Source organism: Beijerinckiaceae bacterium (genome assembly GCA_004564215.1).
Classification (GTDB): domain Bacteria; phylum Pseudomonadota; class Alphaproteobacteria; order Rhizobiales; family Beijerinckiaceae; genus Methylocapsa.
The window spans coordinates 1,030,422-1,046,224 of record CP024846.1 but is presented as its reverse complement, the minus strand read 5'-3'; the positions used below and the strand labels follow the sequence as shown (position 1 = coordinate 1,046,224).

11 protein-coding genes and 1 pseudogene are annotated in these 15,803 nt (G+C 57.3%); 6 read left to right on the top strand and 6 right to left on the bottom strand.

All coding sequences use genetic code 11. From position 1 onward, the window contains the following. Nucleotide 1: 1 nt before the first annotated feature. From CU048_04905 to CU048_04885, 5 genes are all read right to left on the bottom strand, one after another. Nucleotides 2-1,090 carry a microcin ABC transporter permease gene (locus tag CU048_04905; protein ID QBR70726.1) on the bottom strand — a complete coding sequence of 363 codons (1,089 nt, stop codon included), beginning with the start codon at nt 1,088-1,090 and terminating at the stop codon, nt 2-4. A 10-nt stretch (nt 1,091-1,100) separates the two neighbouring features. Beyond that, nucleotides 1,101-2,981 (bottom strand): hypothetical protein, encoded by a 1,881-nt coding sequence (locus tag CU048_04900; protein ID QBR70725.1) that lies wholly within the window; start codon nt 2,979-2,981, stop codon nt 1,101-1,103. Between the two features lie 183 nt (nt 2,982-3,164). Then, entirely contained in the window at nt 3,165-3,704 is a 540-nt protein-coding gene (locus CU048_04895; protein QBR72667.1) for a cytochrome c family protein, read from the bottom strand. Nucleotides 3,705-3,976: 272 nt separating this feature from the next. Further along, nucleotides 3,977-5,242 carry a colanic acid biosynthesis glycosyltransferase WcaI gene (locus CU048_04890; protein QBR70724.1) on the bottom strand — a complete coding sequence of 422 codons (1,266 nt, stop codon included), beginning with the start codon at nt 5,240-5,242 and terminating at the stop codon, nt 3,977-3,979. A gap of 176 nt (nt 5,243-5,418) precedes the next feature. Continuing rightward, a complete protein-coding gene (locus CU048_04885) occupies nt 5,419-6,648 on the bottom strand; it encodes a sugar ABC transporter substrate-binding protein (GenBank protein ID QBR70723.1) in 1,230 nt (409 codons plus the stop codon). A gap of 382 nt (nt 6,649-7,030) precedes the next feature. Between CU048_04885 and CU048_04880 the strand changes: the two genes are divergently transcribed. The 6 genes and pseudogenes from CU048_04880 (at nt 7,031) to CU048_04855 (ending at nt 14,334) form a co-directional block, all read left to right on the top strand. Further along, complete coding sequence (locus CU048_04880; GenBank protein QBR70722.1) at nt 7,031-8,167, top strand: glycosyl transferase; 1,137 nt, start codon at nt 7,031-7,033, stop codon at nt 8,165-8,167. A 122-nt stretch (nt 8,168-8,289) separates the two neighbouring features. Then, entirely contained in the window at nt 8,290-10,479 is a 2,190-nt protein-coding gene (locus tag CU048_04875; protein ID QBR72666.1) for an amylo-alpha-1,6-glucosidase, read from the top strand. 266 nt (nt 10,480-10,745) lie between these two features. After that, nucleotides 10,746-12,542 (top strand): 3-dehydroquinate synthase, encoded by a 1,797-nt coding sequence (locus CU048_04870; protein ID QBR70721.1) that lies wholly within the window; start codon nt 10,746-10,748, stop codon nt 12,540-12,542. A gap of 4 nt (nt 12,543-12,546) precedes the next feature. Beyond that, the gene (locus CU048_04865) at nt 12,547-13,842 is read left to right on the top strand and encodes a hypothetical protein (GenBank protein ID QBR70720.1); all 1,296 of its coding nucleotides are present in this window, start codon (nt 12,547-12,549) and stop codon (nt 13,840-13,842) included. A 49-nt stretch (nt 13,843-13,891) separates the two neighbouring features. Continuing rightward, on the top strand, nt 13,892-14,230 hold the full coding sequence (locus tag CU048_04860) for a hypothetical protein (GenBank protein ID QBR70719.1): 339 nt from the start codon (nt 13,892-13,894) through the stop codon (nt 14,228-14,230). Between the two features lie 11 nt (nt 14,231-14,241). After that, nucleotides 14,242-14,334, top strand: a pseudogene (locus CU048_04855) (SAM-dependent methyltransferase). Between the two features lie 26 nt (nt 14,335-14,360). Here the strand turns inward: CU048_04855 and CU048_04850 are convergent. Next, complete coding sequence (locus tag CU048_04850) at nt 14,361-15,677, bottom strand: hypothetical protein (GenBank protein ID QBR70718.1); 1,317 nt, start codon at nt 15,675-15,677, stop codon at nt 14,361-14,363. Between the last annotated feature and the right edge of the window lie 126 nt (nt 15,678-15,803).

Below are 15,803 nucleotides of genomic sequence, written 5' to 3'. Positions count from 1 at the left end.
GCTAAGTCTCCCTGGTCTCGAAATCGATGCGCGGATCGATCCACATATATGTGAGATCGGACATAAGATTCACGATCAGTCCGAGCAGCGCGAAAATATAAAGATCCGCGAAAACCACGGGGTAGTCGCGATTGACGATCGATTCAAACGAAAGAAGCCCCAAGCCATCGAGAGAGAATATCGTCTCGATCAAAAGAGAACCGCCGAAGAAAGCCGCGATGAAGGCGCCGGGAAAGCCCGAGACGACGATCATCATGGCATTGCGAAAGACGTGACCATAGAGCACGCGCCGTTCGCTTAAGCCCTTCATCCGCGCGGTCTGGACATATTGCTTGGCGATCTCGTCCAGAAAGGAATTCTTGGTGAGAAAGGTCGAGGTTGCGAAGGCTCCAAGGGTCATTGAAATCACGGGCAGGGTGATATGCCACAGATAATCGGTGACCTTGCCGGCAAGCGAAAACTGTGACCAGTTCTCCGAGGTTAATCCGCGCAACGGAAAGATTTGCCAAAACGAGCCACCGCAGAAAAGCACGATCAGAAGGATCGCAAACAAGAAGCTTGGAATCGCATAGCCGGTGATGACGATGGCCGAGGACCACACGTCAAAGCGCGAGCCATCGCTGACCGCTTTCTTGATGCCAAGCGGGATCGAAATCGCATAGGAGAGAAACGTCATCCATAGGCCGAGCGAGATCGAAACCGGCAGCTTTTCCTTGATGAGTTGCAGCACCGGCACGTCGCGGAAATAGGATCGCCCGAAATCGAAAGTGGCATAGTTTTTGAGCATCAGAAAGAAACGCTCATAGGCGGGCTTGTCGAATCCGAATTGCTTTTCGAGTTCGGCAATGAATTTTGGATCGAGGCCCTGGGCGCCGCGGTATTTTGACGAGAAATCGCTTGTGCTGGAGCTGCTGGCTTCTCCGCCGCCGCCGAAATGCGCCGTGGCCCCGGAGTCGAGTCCTTGCAACTGCGCCAGGACCCGCTCCACCGGACCGCCGGGCGCGAATTGGACGATCATGAAGTTGATCAGCAGGATCCCGAAGACGGTCGGAATCATGAAGAGGAGGCGGCGCGCGATATAGGCAAACATCAAACGCCCTTCAGCGGCCAGCGAAATGGATGTGCTTGGCTTTCTCCTCGTCGTACCACCAGGTGGAGATAACGCCAATATCATATCGGGCGTTGCGCTGGGGGCGGCCGAACAAATCCCAATAGGCGACGAGGTGATTGGGTTTGTTCCACATCGGGACCCAATAATGACCCGCCCGCAGGATCCGGTCGATCGCGCGGCAGATGAAAGTCAGTTGTTCCCGCGAGTCGACGACCAACGCCTTTTCGATCAAGCTATCGACCACCTTATTGGCAATCCCGGCCACATTATGCGAGCCGGGCAAGTTTGCCGCTTCCGTCCCAAAGGTCGATCGCATGCCCTCTCCGGGTGTGAGACCAAGGCCGAATCGCGACGTCACGACGTCAAAGTCGAAAGCGTCCAGGCGGCGCTTATATTGAGCCGCATCGACGACCCGATATCTTGCCTCGACACCCAGCAGTTTCAGATTTTTGATAAATGGTGCCGTATGGGGTTCCAAGGCGTTGTCGAAGTCCAGAAATTCAATATCGAGAGGCTTGCCGTTGGGTAAGTTCAAAACTGTTCCGACCCGCTTGCAACCCGCCTCGGCAAAGAGCGCGGACGCCCGTCGCAAGAGCTCGCGGTCCTGACCGGAACCATCGGATACGGGGGGAACGTAAACTTCGCCGAACACGGAGGGATCGAGCTCATTGCGATAGGGTTCGAGCAGCGCCAGTTCTTCCGGCGCCGGACGCCCCTGCGCCGCCATCGGCGAGTTCTGAAAGAACGATGTGGTGCGCGAATAAACCCCATACATGATGTTGGTATTGGTCCATTCGAAATCGAAGGCGAGGCCGATTGCCTGTCTGATTCTTGGATCCTGGAACTTATCGCGCCGAAGGTTCAGGAACCATCCCTGGGTGCCCATCGGCGATTCATCGGGCAGGGTCGCGCGCTGAACCCGACCATCCTTCACGGCGGCGAAATCATAACCCGTCGCCCACACAGCGGAAGTGAACTCCTCGCGAAATGTGAAAACGCCAGCCTTGAAGGCCTCGAAAGCGACTTTACGATCGGAGAAATATTCAAAGCGCACACGATCGAAATTGGCTTGGCCGCGATTGACCGGAAGATCTTTCCCCCAATAATCGGGCACACGATCGAATATTATGTAATGCCCTTGATCGAACGGGCCAACCTTATAGGCGCTTGAACCCAATGGCGGATCGAGCGTCGTCTGGTCGAAAGGATGCGTGCCATAATAAGCGGCCGAAAAGATTGGCTGGCCGGCGATGATCAGAGCCGCTTCCCGGCTGTGGTTCGGTTTCAGGCGAACCAGCACGACGTCATCGGCCTCGGCTTCGGCGGCTTGGAGATCACGCAGAGATTGGCGGATCGAGGGATGTCCCTTGGTTTTCAGGATGTTCAAGGAAAAAGCGACGTCGCGCGCGGTTAAAGGGGAGCCGTCATGGAATCTGGCTTCCTTGCGCAACAGAAAGCGATAGGTATTTTTGTCGGCGGAAACGCGGACGGCGCGGGCGACAAGCCCGTAAAGCGAATCCGGTTCGTCCCCGCTTCCGCTCATCAGCGAATCGAAAATGAGCCCCATTCCTGCGGCTCCGTCACCCTTCAAAATATAAGCGTTCAGCGTGTTGAAGGTTGTGAAATTCTGGTTTCCGGAAATCGAACTCAGCTGAAGGACAATCTCGCCGCCCTTCGGCGCATCGACATTGACATAGGGAAAATGCGTGAAGTCCGCAGGCTGCGCGAGGTCCCCGAAGATCGACAAGCCATGGGTCTCGGTTTCCTCCGCGGCCGCGTAAGCCTCGGGCCCCAAAAACTGCGGTAAAATCAGGCCACTCAGGCCAAGGCGCAGAGCCGAGCGGCGGGTGAATGAAAAAGCAACCGGCAAGTGGAATTGTGTGGCCAAGTTTGTCCTCTAAAGCGAAGTCCAGGGCAAAGGAAACGCTCCGCTTCCTGGGCGATCCATATCGCGTCGGTGCGGTGGCGGCGAAGCTCGGTTCGTCCGTGCCTATGATAAACGCGAAAAAGCCGGGCAGGAACCCGGCTCTCGTAAATTCACGCTCGAAACACTTTATTTTGTCGGCAAAGGTGCCGGATCATCCGCCAAGCTATGCAAATAATCGATGATATCGGCCCGTTTCGCGGGATCTTGTTCCCCTGCAAAGGCCATTTTGGTACCTGGCGCATAAGCTTTTGGATTGGCTATGAATTGATCCAGATCCTCGTAGGTCCATTTTCCGCCGCTGGATTTGATGGTCTCGGAATATTCGAAGCCGGCAACTGAGCCTTTGGGGCGATCGACAATTGCATAAAGCGGGGGGCCGATTTTCGCGGCTCCACCTTTGTCGAAGCTGTGGCAGGTGGCGCAGGCTTTTACGTCGGCCGCGCCTTTTTTCTCATCGGCATTCGCTAAGCGTTCCGCGATGGGTTGCGCGGTTGGCGCCGCGCTGCTTGCCGTCGGCGCGGTTTGCGGCGCCGAAGGAAGCGGATAGCCAGGCACCGCAAGCTTGTGATGGGAGAAAATGGCGCCGGAAATCATCCAGAGGCACATTGTGAAGAGCAGTGTTCCAAGGCAAGCGCCGGCGATTTTGTTCAATTCGAAGGAATTCATGAGGTGTTCCTCCAAGATCCGCAGATTGCCGATACCGCATCCCCTTGCCTGCGAGTCCCTCAGGCCCATGGCGTGCGAGAACTTCCAACGGTGCACCGGTCATTCGGCTGTTCATAATGTTTGAAAGCAATGAATTTAGCGTGATGCACTTAACAAGCCAGCGCTGAGGAACCAAAAACTTTGACGTCAAAAGATTGACTTACACGGGCGGCCCAATGTCGCGCGCGGGATCGCCCTTTCAAATATGGGAATATGGGCGGCGCTCGGCCAGTCTAAGAGCCGAAGCTCGCGCCTTGATCGCGGGTCTCGGCCAGATAAGAGCGGAATTTTGCGAGGCAGGTTTCGCGGGCGAAGGATTGAGCAAGCTGACGTCCGTCTCCCAGGCCTGGGTGCGCGCCCTCAGCGACGAATTTCCTGATCTCGCGGGCCATGGCGCTGCTGTCCCCCGCGGGCACGAGAATCGCCGTGCCGTACAACACGTCGTAAAGTTCGGTCCTGGAGTCGGCCGTGGCCAAGACAGGTTTGCCGCTCGCCAGCATTCCACCAAGCTTGGAAGGCAATACAAGGTCGGCGGCCCCGCTCAACTGCGGAAGAACATGCAGGTCGGCCAGATTGAGAAGTTCGCAAAGCCGCTGTTCCGGTTGCAGCGGCAGAAAATGGACCGTCGATAGAGCGGCACAACTCTGCATCAGGCGCTGCTTTTCCGGACCGTCCCCGGCAATCACAAAATGCACCTGCGGCAAGTCGATCAGTTGGCGCGCGGCGTCGAGAACGATTTCGAGCGCCTGTTTGGCGCCAACATTGCCAGCATAGAGAACGACGAAGTCGCTTTCCCGTAGCCCAAGTTCGCCGCGAAAACCATTGGCTCCGTCAAGCGGCTTGATCTTGGCGAGATCAACCCAATTGCGCACCAGGCCGATTCGATGGGGGTCCACCCCTTTGGCGATCAGCCGTTGCCGCATTTGGCCGGAAATCGTGATTACCCGTGAGAATCGCCTGAGCAGCCAGGATTCCAACTTCGACACGAAGTTCTTCAGCCAACCGCCTTTAAGATGACCCATCGCGAAAGCCGCATCGATCTCGAGATCTTGCACATGAAGAATTGCGCGTGCGCCAAAAAGTTTTGCGAGCAGGGCTGTGGGCGCAACGAATAATGTGGGCTCGATACATAATACGATGCTGGGACGGCCGGCGACGATTTCCCGGATAGCGATAGGCGCGGAAGTCAGCGCGAAACTCAACGGCGCCAGGAGACGCCAAATTCCGCGCATATCGGTGCGCAGCAGCAGCGGACAGCGGCGAATGTTCACGCCGTCGCGTGTCTCATGGGTGTAGCGGAAACGATGATAGGGCGGGGCGACTCGCCAGCCTGGATAATGCGGCGGCGCGGTTACCACTCGGACATCAAATCCCTGTTCCGCTAGATAAGCGCCGATTTCGCCGGTGAAGCGGCCGACTCCGATCATCTCCGGAGCGTAATTAATGCCGTAAATCAGAATCTTGCATTTTGGCTCGGCGGGGGCAGGCAGTTGCGGCATCGAAACTCATTCTTTGGGAGCAACAGGCGTCCGTTGGCGCCGCGAAATAAAATGGCGCTTCTCTCCCCGGTGATTCGCCCCCGACGCTTGGCTTCGAACCTATTCGAAGCTCTTTTTCTCAACTCAGATCAGCCGGCTCGCCGACCCGCTGCGACGGGCCAGACGAAGCCAAGCGGTCAAGGTCCGGTCACCGTTATACCCGGCAACGCATGCCCATGCACAATGGAGCTCGTGATCGGGACGCCTTGAATGGCTGTTTCCATACCGATTGCGGTCGTGGTCACGGTACTTACGAAGGTCAAGAATTTACTTGCCTCGACCGATGCGGCATTGGCGACGAAGATGATGTCCTGGTTACGCATCTGCAATCTTGTTGCTAGGAAATAACCGCCCGGATCGCGGAAATTGACCGAAAAAATGACCGGGACCAAAGGCCCGTTGAATTTCGTCATGTCCGCGCCGAGGAGCTGGGCAACTTCGCGCGGCTCCACCCGGTACAGAAACACCGAACTGGGATCGGCTTGGAGATCCGCCAGCCCCCCGACCTTTGCGACGGCCTCGGCGAGGTTGATGCGCCAAGCATCGAAATTGAATTCGCCTTGCGACAAACCCTCGCCGTTGGTGGCTCCAAACGCGATAAATTTCTGCTGCTCTTGATAGACGTAGATCCGATCGCCAGGCAAAATATAGATGTTATTTTTCGAGTTCATCACGAGATTCTCGAACGGGACCGTGGCGCGGCGCCCGTCTCGCTCAAGCATGACCCAGCTCGCGTAGCCGGGTCCGGAGATGCCGCCGGCGCGGGTAATAGCATCGAGGACACGGTCGCCCGCGCCGGTTGCCGGAACCGCGAATCGTAGGGGGGTGTTGACGGAGCCGACAACACTGATCAGCGACGTGCGCTGCTGGGCCAAGGTCACGACCACCTGGGGTTCGATCGCGCGATTCTTGATCTTCTCGACGATGTCGTTCTGAACCTGCACATTGGTGCGGCCAACCGCCCGAATCAAGCCGGCAAACGGAACGCTGATGTTTCCGTTGTTGTCGACCATTTGATCGGGAAGCGTCACGAAGTTGCCGGGACGCACGCCGGCTTCCAGCGGGATGAACAAGCCGCCGGCCGCGGCTTCGAACACCGTGACGGTGACGACGTCGCCGATCCCGAACGTAATATTGGCGGACGGACGGCGGTCGGTAAAGGCTCCGGCGAGCCCCTTGGGCTCAAAACTCGCCAGAATATCGACAGCGCCGGGCGTAAGCTTGATCAAGGCATAAGGGACGCTTTCCGACTGGCCGCTCTTGATGTCGGTCGCCGACGGACCCGAGACCGGAAAGAACGAACAGCCGCCCACCCCCAAAAGAGCAAGAGTGAACAGGGAGGCTAAGCCGAATCGAGAACCGATCATAAATTTCCCCTACAAACCCCGTCGGAGAGGTATCCCATAATAGCCGAGGTATCTAGGGAAGCGGAGCCCTTTTCCGCATATGAAGATGCAGTATCAACGTAGCTGTTACAAATTTAGCACAGTCGATTCGGAGACCAATCGCCAAATAAAATCAGGAATAAATGATTTATTAATGCTATTGAGATCTTGGGATTATTCTTATCTGTAGACGAAATCGCGGCCCCGACCCGCATCCTCCATTCAAATACTTCCATTCGTCGGCTGGCTTAAACCTGTCGGAACTTTCTGCCTACCGGGACATTAACAGCCCGAGCTTAGGCCAATCGCGAAAGCGTTACGGCAAGTTGGAAATCTTGGCAATAAAGTATTGGAGGAGTAGCTGATGCGTATCGCGCTCGTTTCGCCTTTGGCGGAAGCTGTACCACCGAAGCTTTATGGCGGAACAGAACGCGTGGTTTCTTGGCTCGCGGAAGAGCTTGTTAAACAGGGGCACAGAGTCACCTTGTTTGCGAGCGCGGAGTCCGAGACCCAGGCCGAGTTGGTCCCCTGTGCGGCGCAAAGCCTGAGACTCGCGGGAATTCGCGACCACCTGGGCAGCACATTGAGCATGCTCCGGCAGGTCCGGCGCCGTGCCCACGAGTTTGACATCATCCATTTTCACATCGACCTGTTGCCGCAAGCGCTATTTCACGATCTCGCCCATAAATGTGTGACGACGTTGCATGGTCGCCTGGACCAACCGGATTTTCTGCCGCTTTACGATTCCTACCCCGAGATGCCACTCGTTTCGATTTCGAATTCGCAGCGCTTGCCGATGCCAAAGCACGTCAACTGGCTCGCGACAATTCCACATGGGCTAGTCTCCCACGTTCGCCGGTTCAATCCAAAGGGAGGCGAATATCTTGCTTTTCTCGGCCGTTTTTCGCCGGAGAAACGACCGGACCGGGCGATAGAAATCGCCAAACGCTGCGGTATTCCCCTGAAGATGGCAGCAAAGGTCGACGCTGCCGATATGGATTATTTTAAAAACAAAATCGAGCCACTCCTCGATCATCCCCTGATTGAGTTCGTCGGTGAAATCAACGAAGCCCAAAAGAGCGAGTTCCTTGGCAGGGCGCGTGCGCTTTTGTTTCCGATCGACTGGCCTGAGCCATTTGGTTTGGTGATGATCGAAGCCATGTCGGCCGGCACGCCCGTCATTGCTTGGCCCAACGGATCGGTCCCGGAAGTCGTGACCGATGGTGTAAGCGGGCGGATCGTCGACTCGGTCGAGGCCGCAGCTGAAGCCGCGAAACAGATTGCCCAGATGGACCGGCACGTGGTGCGCACGGAATTCGAAAAGCGGTTTACCGCAGCGCGGATGGCGCGGGATTATGTTGCCGCTTATCGTTCACTCCTGGCTCGCGCTTCGCAGAAGGACGATATGGTATCGCTCACGGTCGAGAGCGAACTCGCTCCCTTGGCATGGGGACAAATCGCGGGGGAGAGTCCGGTGCCCGCCTTGAATCCGGCAAGTTGACACGATAGATCCTGGACCCGTAGAGACCGGCGCACTTTGCAACGGCGCTGTTGCGCTGGTTTGCATCGTCTTGTTGGCCTGTCCGAGCTCGAATCTCATGGAGAACGACAATCGGCAGCACCATCATTGAGGCCATTCGCGGTATCGAGCACGACCCAGACGCTGCGATAGAGCTGCCCCGGCATTATATCGAGATCGAGGGTTCCCTCGTTCAGCGTTCCCTGCGCAGCCTCAAGCACGGTGACGCTTTCGCGGTCTTCGATAATTACGGCGACATCGGGGTTATCGGCAAAGGCCCTGAGGGTCTCTACTTCAACGACACTCGTTATTTGTCGTGGTACGAACTGCGTTTTGAGGGCAAGAGACCCCTGCTGTTGAGTTCGGTCGTACAAGACGACAATGCTGCGCTCTCGGTCGATCTCACCAATCCGGATGTGCACGTCGATCACGCAATTTCCTTGCCGCGCGACACCATCGCAATCGAACGAACGAAGTTTCTTTGGCGCGCCGTCTGTTACGAGAGAATTGGCTTTCGTAACTACGCGGACATCTCCAGACGGTTTCGTATCGACATTTCGTTCGATGCCGATTTTAGGGATTTGTTTGAAATTCGCGGATCGGCGCGCGAGGCGCGCGGCGTAGCCACGCCTTTGGTCGCCAAGGGGGCCGCGGAGTTTCATTACTTTGGACTGGATGGTCTGAAGCGAAAAACTCAGCTGCGTTTCTTGCCCGCACCGCAACGCTTGGAATCCAATCGCGCGACATTCGAAATCGAACTCGGCCCGCATGCACGGACGTCTATTTTTGTATCTGTTCTCTGCGGCAATGCGACATTTCCAGAGGCGACATCGTTCGGCATGGCATTTCGCTCCAGGCGCCGCGCGATCCGGCACAAGAGGGCTGGCATCGCGACGATCGAAAGCTCGAACGAACTTTTCAATGAAGTCTGCCGGCGTTCGACCTCAGATCTTTATATGCTCATGACTCGAACGTCGCATGGGCTTTATCCCTATGCTGGCATTCCCTGGTACAGCACGGCGTTCGGGCGTGACGGGATCATCACGGCCATGCTGCTGCTATGGCTGGACCCGGCAGTTGCCAAAGGCGTTCTCAATTTTCTCGCCGCGACGCAGGCGAAAGGAGATGATCCTCTCGCCGACGCACAGCCCGGCAAGATCATGCATGAAACCCGCAACGGAGAAATGGCGCGTCTCGGCGAAGTGCCCTTTGCGCTGTACTACGGGACCGTCGATGCTACGCCGCTTTATATCATGCTGGCCGGCATGTATTTCGACCGCACCGGAGATATGGAAACGCTGACGGCGATCTGGCCGAATATCAAGGCGGCCCTGCAATGGATCGACGCCTGCGGCGATGCGGATGGTGATGGTTTTGTCGAATATGCGCGGCAGAGCGAAAAAGGCCTCGTCAATCAAGGCTGGAAGGATTCCTACGATTCGATCTTTCATGCCAACGGGAATTTGGCTGAAGGACCGATCGCGCTCTGCGAGGTCCAGGGCTATGTGTATAGTGCCAAAATCTATGCCGCCAAACTCGCGCATAGGCTCGGCGAATATGGTTTCGAAACGAAGCTGCGCGTCGAAGCTCAGATTTTGCAGCAAAACTTCGAGTCGGCGTTCTGGTGCGAGGAACTCGGCACCTATGCATTGGCGCTCGATGGGCAAAAGCAACCTTGCCGGGTCCGGACCTCGAATGCAGGCCATGCCTTGTTCACGGGGATTGCCGCGCCGGATCGCGCCGCCCGCGTCGCTGAGACTTTGTTAAGCCGAGATTCATTTAGCGGCTGGGGGATTCGCACGGTCGCGAGCAGCGAAGCGAGATTCAATCCGATTTCCTACCACAATGGCTCGGTCTGGCCGCATGATAATGCGATGATCGCGCTCGGCTTGGCGCGCTATGGCTTCGCCCGGCACGCAGGCCGGCTGTTTGCCGCCATGTTCGAAGCGGCGGCTTATCAGGAGTTGCGCCGCCTGCCCGAATTATTCTGCGGCTTCATTCGCAAGCCGCACCGTGGGCCCACCGCCTATCCCGTGGCCTGCGCCCCTCAAGCCTGGGCTTCGGCGGCGCCGTTTGCTTTTCTGGGGGCATGCCTCGGCATGGACCTCCACTATGAAACCAATTCCCTCTGTTTCCGCGACCCGATCATGCCGCAATTTCTCGATTTCGTGACCCTTCGCCAACTCAATTTACGCAATTCGCGGCTCGACCTCAGATTTCAGCGGCACGGCAGCGACGTGACCCTCAATCTTCTCAGCAGACAGGGCGACGCCAAGGTGTTGCTGGTCAAGTGATTGTCGCAGAACCGTTTTTTCCTCGATTCCAGCGCATTTAAAACGGCCGGCCGAGGGTCCTGCTGTCCATTATCCAACGCCGACGCTATCTTTTCCTCAAAACACCAGATAAATCAGGCGGAGGTTTGGGAGGGACGATTGTCGAGCGGAATTCATGGTTTTACCGCGGACTCCAGGATGGGGTTCCGGCCTTATTCTGATATGGCGGCGCCCTCTGCCGTATGGTCGTGCTTAAATCCCATTCATCCGCGTGTTACACTGTTCCAATGAGCAGCGGTATAAGATGCGCCACGGAGGGGGAGACGGATCGCGAACGTGATCGCCGGGCAGCCTTGCTCGTGCCAGCGCTCGGTCGACGCTCCATTGTTCTGATCGGCCTCATGGGCTCGGGCAAGACCTCAACCGGTCGCCGCCTCGCTCAACAGCTCGGATTGGAATTCGTCGATGCCGATGCCGAAATCGAAGCGGCCGCGGGCGTGTCGATTACGGAAATGTTCACGCGGCACGGGGAAGCCTATTTCCGCGACGGCGAGCGCCGGGTGATGGCACGTCTCTTGAGCGAGGGGCCACGCGTTATCGCGACCGGCGGCGGGGCCTTCATGAATGAGGAAACGAGGGCGCGAATCGCGGCGTCCGGAATTTCGGTTTGGCTCAAGGCGGATCCGGACGTGCTCTGGCGCCGGGTGCGCAAGCGATCGCACCGTCCGCTGCTGCATGGAGCCGATCCCGAGCAGACGCTTCGAACGTTGCTTGAGGAGCGCTATCCAGTCTATGCCCGAGCCGACATTACCGTCATCTCGCGCGACGGGCCGCATGAGATCGCGGTCGAGGAGACCATCGCCGGACTCGAATATTTTCTACGGTTCTCTCCAGAGCCGGTTCCCTTGACGGAGGTAGAACTGAAAGCGCACCGCCCTCGCGGAGGTACCGGTCACGATGCGGTTTCACAGTGCGAGCTTGTCAGCGTCGATCTGGGGAAGCGAACCTATGCGATTATGATCGGCGCCGATTTAATTTCGGACGCGGGCGGGCTGATCCGCCAATTGGCGCCGCGCGCCGCGTGCGCGATCGTCACCGACGAAAACGTGGCCAAGTTGTATTTGCCCTCGCTCGAACGAGCGCTCGACCTTGCCTCGATCCGGCATTCAGCGGTCGTCGTCGCGCCCGGCGAGGAGTCAAAATCCTTCGAGGTTTTTGCCCGTGTATGCAACGCGCTGATCAGCGCAAAACTCGAGCGCGGTGATATCGTGATTGCGCTCGGCGGTGGAGTCATCGGCGATCTTACGGGTTTCGCCGCCGCGACTTTGCGACGAGGGATGCGCTTCGTTCAGGTGCCGACGTCGCTTTTGGCCCAGGTCGATTCCTCGGTTGGCGGTAAAACCGGAATCAATTCTCCGCACGGCAAAAATTTGATCGGCGCTTTTCACCAGCCCTCGCTTGTTTTGGCAGACACCGATACGCTCTCAACCTTGCCAGCCAGGGAGTTTCGAGCCGGCTATGCCGAAGTCGTTAAATATGGGCTCATTGGCGATGTTGAATTTTTCAATTGGCTTGAGGCCAATTGGCGTGGCGTTTTTGCAGGTGGCGCCGAACGTGTTCACGCGATTGCGACAAGCTGCAAGGCCAAAGCGGCGATTGTCGCCCGCGATGAAACAGAGGCCGGAGAGCGGGCACTCCTCAATCTCGGACATACATTCGGTCATGCGCTTGAGCGTGTGACCCGCTATGACGGACAAAGGCTTGTGCATGGAGAAGGAATCGCGATTGGCATGGCTTGTGCTTTCCGCTTCTCCGTGCGCCAAGGTCTTTGCGACAAGCAGGATCAGTTGAGGGTCGAAGCGCATCTGCGCGAGGTAGGCCTGCCCGTGCGAATTTCGGCCATACCCGGCTGGAGTGCCAGCGCGGACGATATTTTAGATGCGATGTATCAAGACAAAAAGGTCGAACATGGCGCGCTTACTTTCATCCTCGCGCGAGGGATAGGTGATTGTTTTGTTGCGAAGTCGGTTGAAGCCAACGAAATGCGCGCCTTTGTTGAAGACGAACTGGTGACGGGACACTGAAACCATGCACGGCGCAGGTGCCGGGGTTTTGCCGGTCGATGTTTGGTTCGCAATTGCAACCATAATTGTTTGTGTCGCCTTGGCGGCGTTTTTCGCGGCGTCCGAGACGGCTTTGACCGCTGCGTCCCGGGCGCGCATGCATGCCCTGGAAAAAAATGGCGACCGGCGCGCGGTTCTGGTTAACCGGCTGTTGTCCAGCCGGGAACGCCTCATCGGGGCGACCTTGCTCGGTAACACGCTGGTCAATATCGGCGCCTCAGCCTTTGCGACGAGTACGCTCGTGGCCTTTGTCGGCGATCGTGGTGCGATCTATGCCACCGGCATAATGACCGTGCTCCTGCTCGTTTTTGCCGAGGTGATGCCGAAGACGGTGGCGATCAACTATCCGGACCGTACATCGCTTTTCGTCGCGCCGGTCATTTCGGTCTTCGTTGCCATCTTTGGGCCGATCCTTATCAGCGTCGAGGTTCTGGTCCGCGGATTTTTAAAACTTGTCGGAGTCGATACCAGCCGACGCCACTCGATTTTGTCGGGCCATGAGGAACTGAAAAGCGCGGTCGATCTTCTGCACCGCGAAGGCGGGGTAGGACGTTCGGATCGCGATATGTTCGGCGGCCTTCTCGATCTCCGCGAACTCGAAGTTTCCGATGTTATGGTGCATCGCACGAAGATGGTGACCATCAACGCCGATTTGCCGCCCGAGGAATTGATCCGCGAGGTTGTCGCGGCTCCCTATTCGCGTTTGCCGCTTTGGCGCGGGGAACCGGACAATATTGTCGGGGTGCTGCACGCCAAGGATTTGTTGCGCGCGCTCGATATTGTGGGTGGCGAACTGACCAATTTCAGAGTCGAAAACATCTTGCTCGAACCCTGGTTCGTGCCGGATACAACGCCGGTGCAAGATCAGCTCCAGGCGTTTTTGAAACGTAAGACCCATTTCGCTCTCGTTGTGGACGAATATGGCGTGGTGATGGGCCTCGTAACGCTTGAGGATATCCTCGAAGAGATCGTCGGAGACATCTCCGACGAACATGATCTTATCGTTCAGGGGGTCCGCCTGTTGGCGGATGGTTCGGCGATCGTTGACGGCTCCGTGCCAATTCGCGATCTCAACCGGGCGATGATCTGGAACCTCCCGGACGAGGAGGCGACGACGATTGCGGGCCTCGTCATCAATGAGGCTCGGGCGATTCCGGAGTCGGGACAGGTTTTCACCTTCCACAATTTCCGTTTCGAAGTCCTTCGCAAGACGCGCAACCGCATCACATCGCTCAAAATAACCCCCGTCGAATCCGCTTAACGGACCAAGCGGGATCGTAGGTTCCCAAGGCTGAGAGTAAAAGGCGCCAATGAAAATCCTGGCCGCGGGCCTTCTTATTCTTGCGGCATGCATGCCGTCAGCCGCGGCGGATATCAACGATTATCCGACTGAGGCGCGCGCCGACTATGTGTTTGTCTGTATGAAGACAAATGGTGAAACCCAGGATTTGCTGAAGCGCTGCTCTTGTTCGATCGATGTCATCGCTTCGCTGCTGCCGTACGACCGCTATGTGGCGGCCCAGACGGTGGCGAGCCTAAATCAGGCGCAAGGCCAGATCGGAACGATGTTTCGCGCAAGTGAGCAGTCCAAGACCATGCTGGCCGATTTGCGCAAAGCCCAGGCTGAGGCCGAGATACGCTGTTTCTAGATCACGATGATTCCAAAATCATGAACGTGATCGATTCCAAAAGTTTAGAGCGGGATGCGGGCGGAATACCGGTTTCCACTTTTCCTCATCCCCCTCTAGCCCTTTGGCCTTTCGGTTCGGTGGGTTCTCTTCATCTCAAGCTGGCGGACGGTTGCACCTCGGCCTGCCCTGATCCGTCGAGCAAATATTGATTCGACTTCAAGACTTCGACCTTCGCAAAGGGCGACGGCGACTGGAGGAGCAGCGGGGCGGGCTCATTGCGAACATAAGTGTCGAAGAATGCGAGCAAATAGGAATCCCTGATCGACTTGATGTGATAGGGATCCAGAACAAACCAGGTCTTGTAATATGCGGCGCCGAAGACCTCGTCCGAAAAGCTTTCATGGCGCGAGCCTCGCAGCATGAATCCATAGTTGTCGGGACGATCTACCAGACGTTTGTGAGCTTGCAGAAAACGATCTTGAAGAATGGCGTAATATCGGACATCGGGATCGGGGGATTCGAGTCGCTTCGGCCCTGGAACCGGCTCGTCCTCGATCAAGAATAAATAGGGCTTCAAGAGGGCACCCGTCAAAGCCGGCCCAAACAGCCAGCCGTCGAGATTTGCCACGGCGATGACACGTGGGTCGATGATTCCAGCTTCCGCGGCGGTCGCTCCCCCAAACGAAAAACCAAAAAAGCCAACGCGGTCGAATTGCAGCCTGTCACGCCAGTTCGCACTGGCGCAGGCCTGAAGCCGATCGAGAACCGTAAGCGCCTTTTCTGCCTGACGGCGCGCTTTATCGGCGCCTAGACGTTGGGTCTCCTCGTAAGCCTCGGCGGACGAAAAATCGAACGTCATGGGTTCTGCGGAATTCTCCCCGGCCTTGCTGTCGGGCAGCGGAGGATCCTGATCGATGTCGTCGATCGCCGCCACCACATAACCGTGGCTGGCAAGCTCCGCATTCGTCCACGTGCTTTGATCCCGCGTTCCGTTGTTGCTCGGAGCATAGAGGAGAATTGAGTAATGGGGCCGCGCGTTGGACAGGTCACGGGTGCGCATGAAATCGGCGCAGGTCAGCAGCGGGGTACTGCCGGGTGACGATCCAGGCGCCGACTTTGCGCTTTCACTTGAGCTAGGAAACCAGATTTGCGCCACGATGGGCGCCCCTTCGCCGGTCGAGGAGGGCATAATGATGCTGACTGTTTCGGTCGGAAGGGGGCCGGAGGGGCCGGGAGGCGTTGGCGGCGCCACCAGCCAGAGTAAGGCCCGTGTAACGCGGGGTGCCGCGGGAAGAAAAAGGAGACAGCCAACTCCAAGGGCGATCGCGAACACGCCAATCGTGAACATGCTCAAAGAGCGTGCCAGAAGATAGGCAAGGACCAAGCCCGCAATGGCCATCATGATGATCAGCGCGCCGACGACCCACCCGAACCAGTCAAGCAGCTGATCGAAACGAAGGTACATGAGCACGACATCACCTCACGGGTTTCGGGCCCGAACCGAGCGCTCTTTTAAGCTCTTCCCACAGGGCCGAGCACCCTGCATCCCCGAAAATGGGGAAGCAGATCGGCCACGGCTGCGAACGCGGTT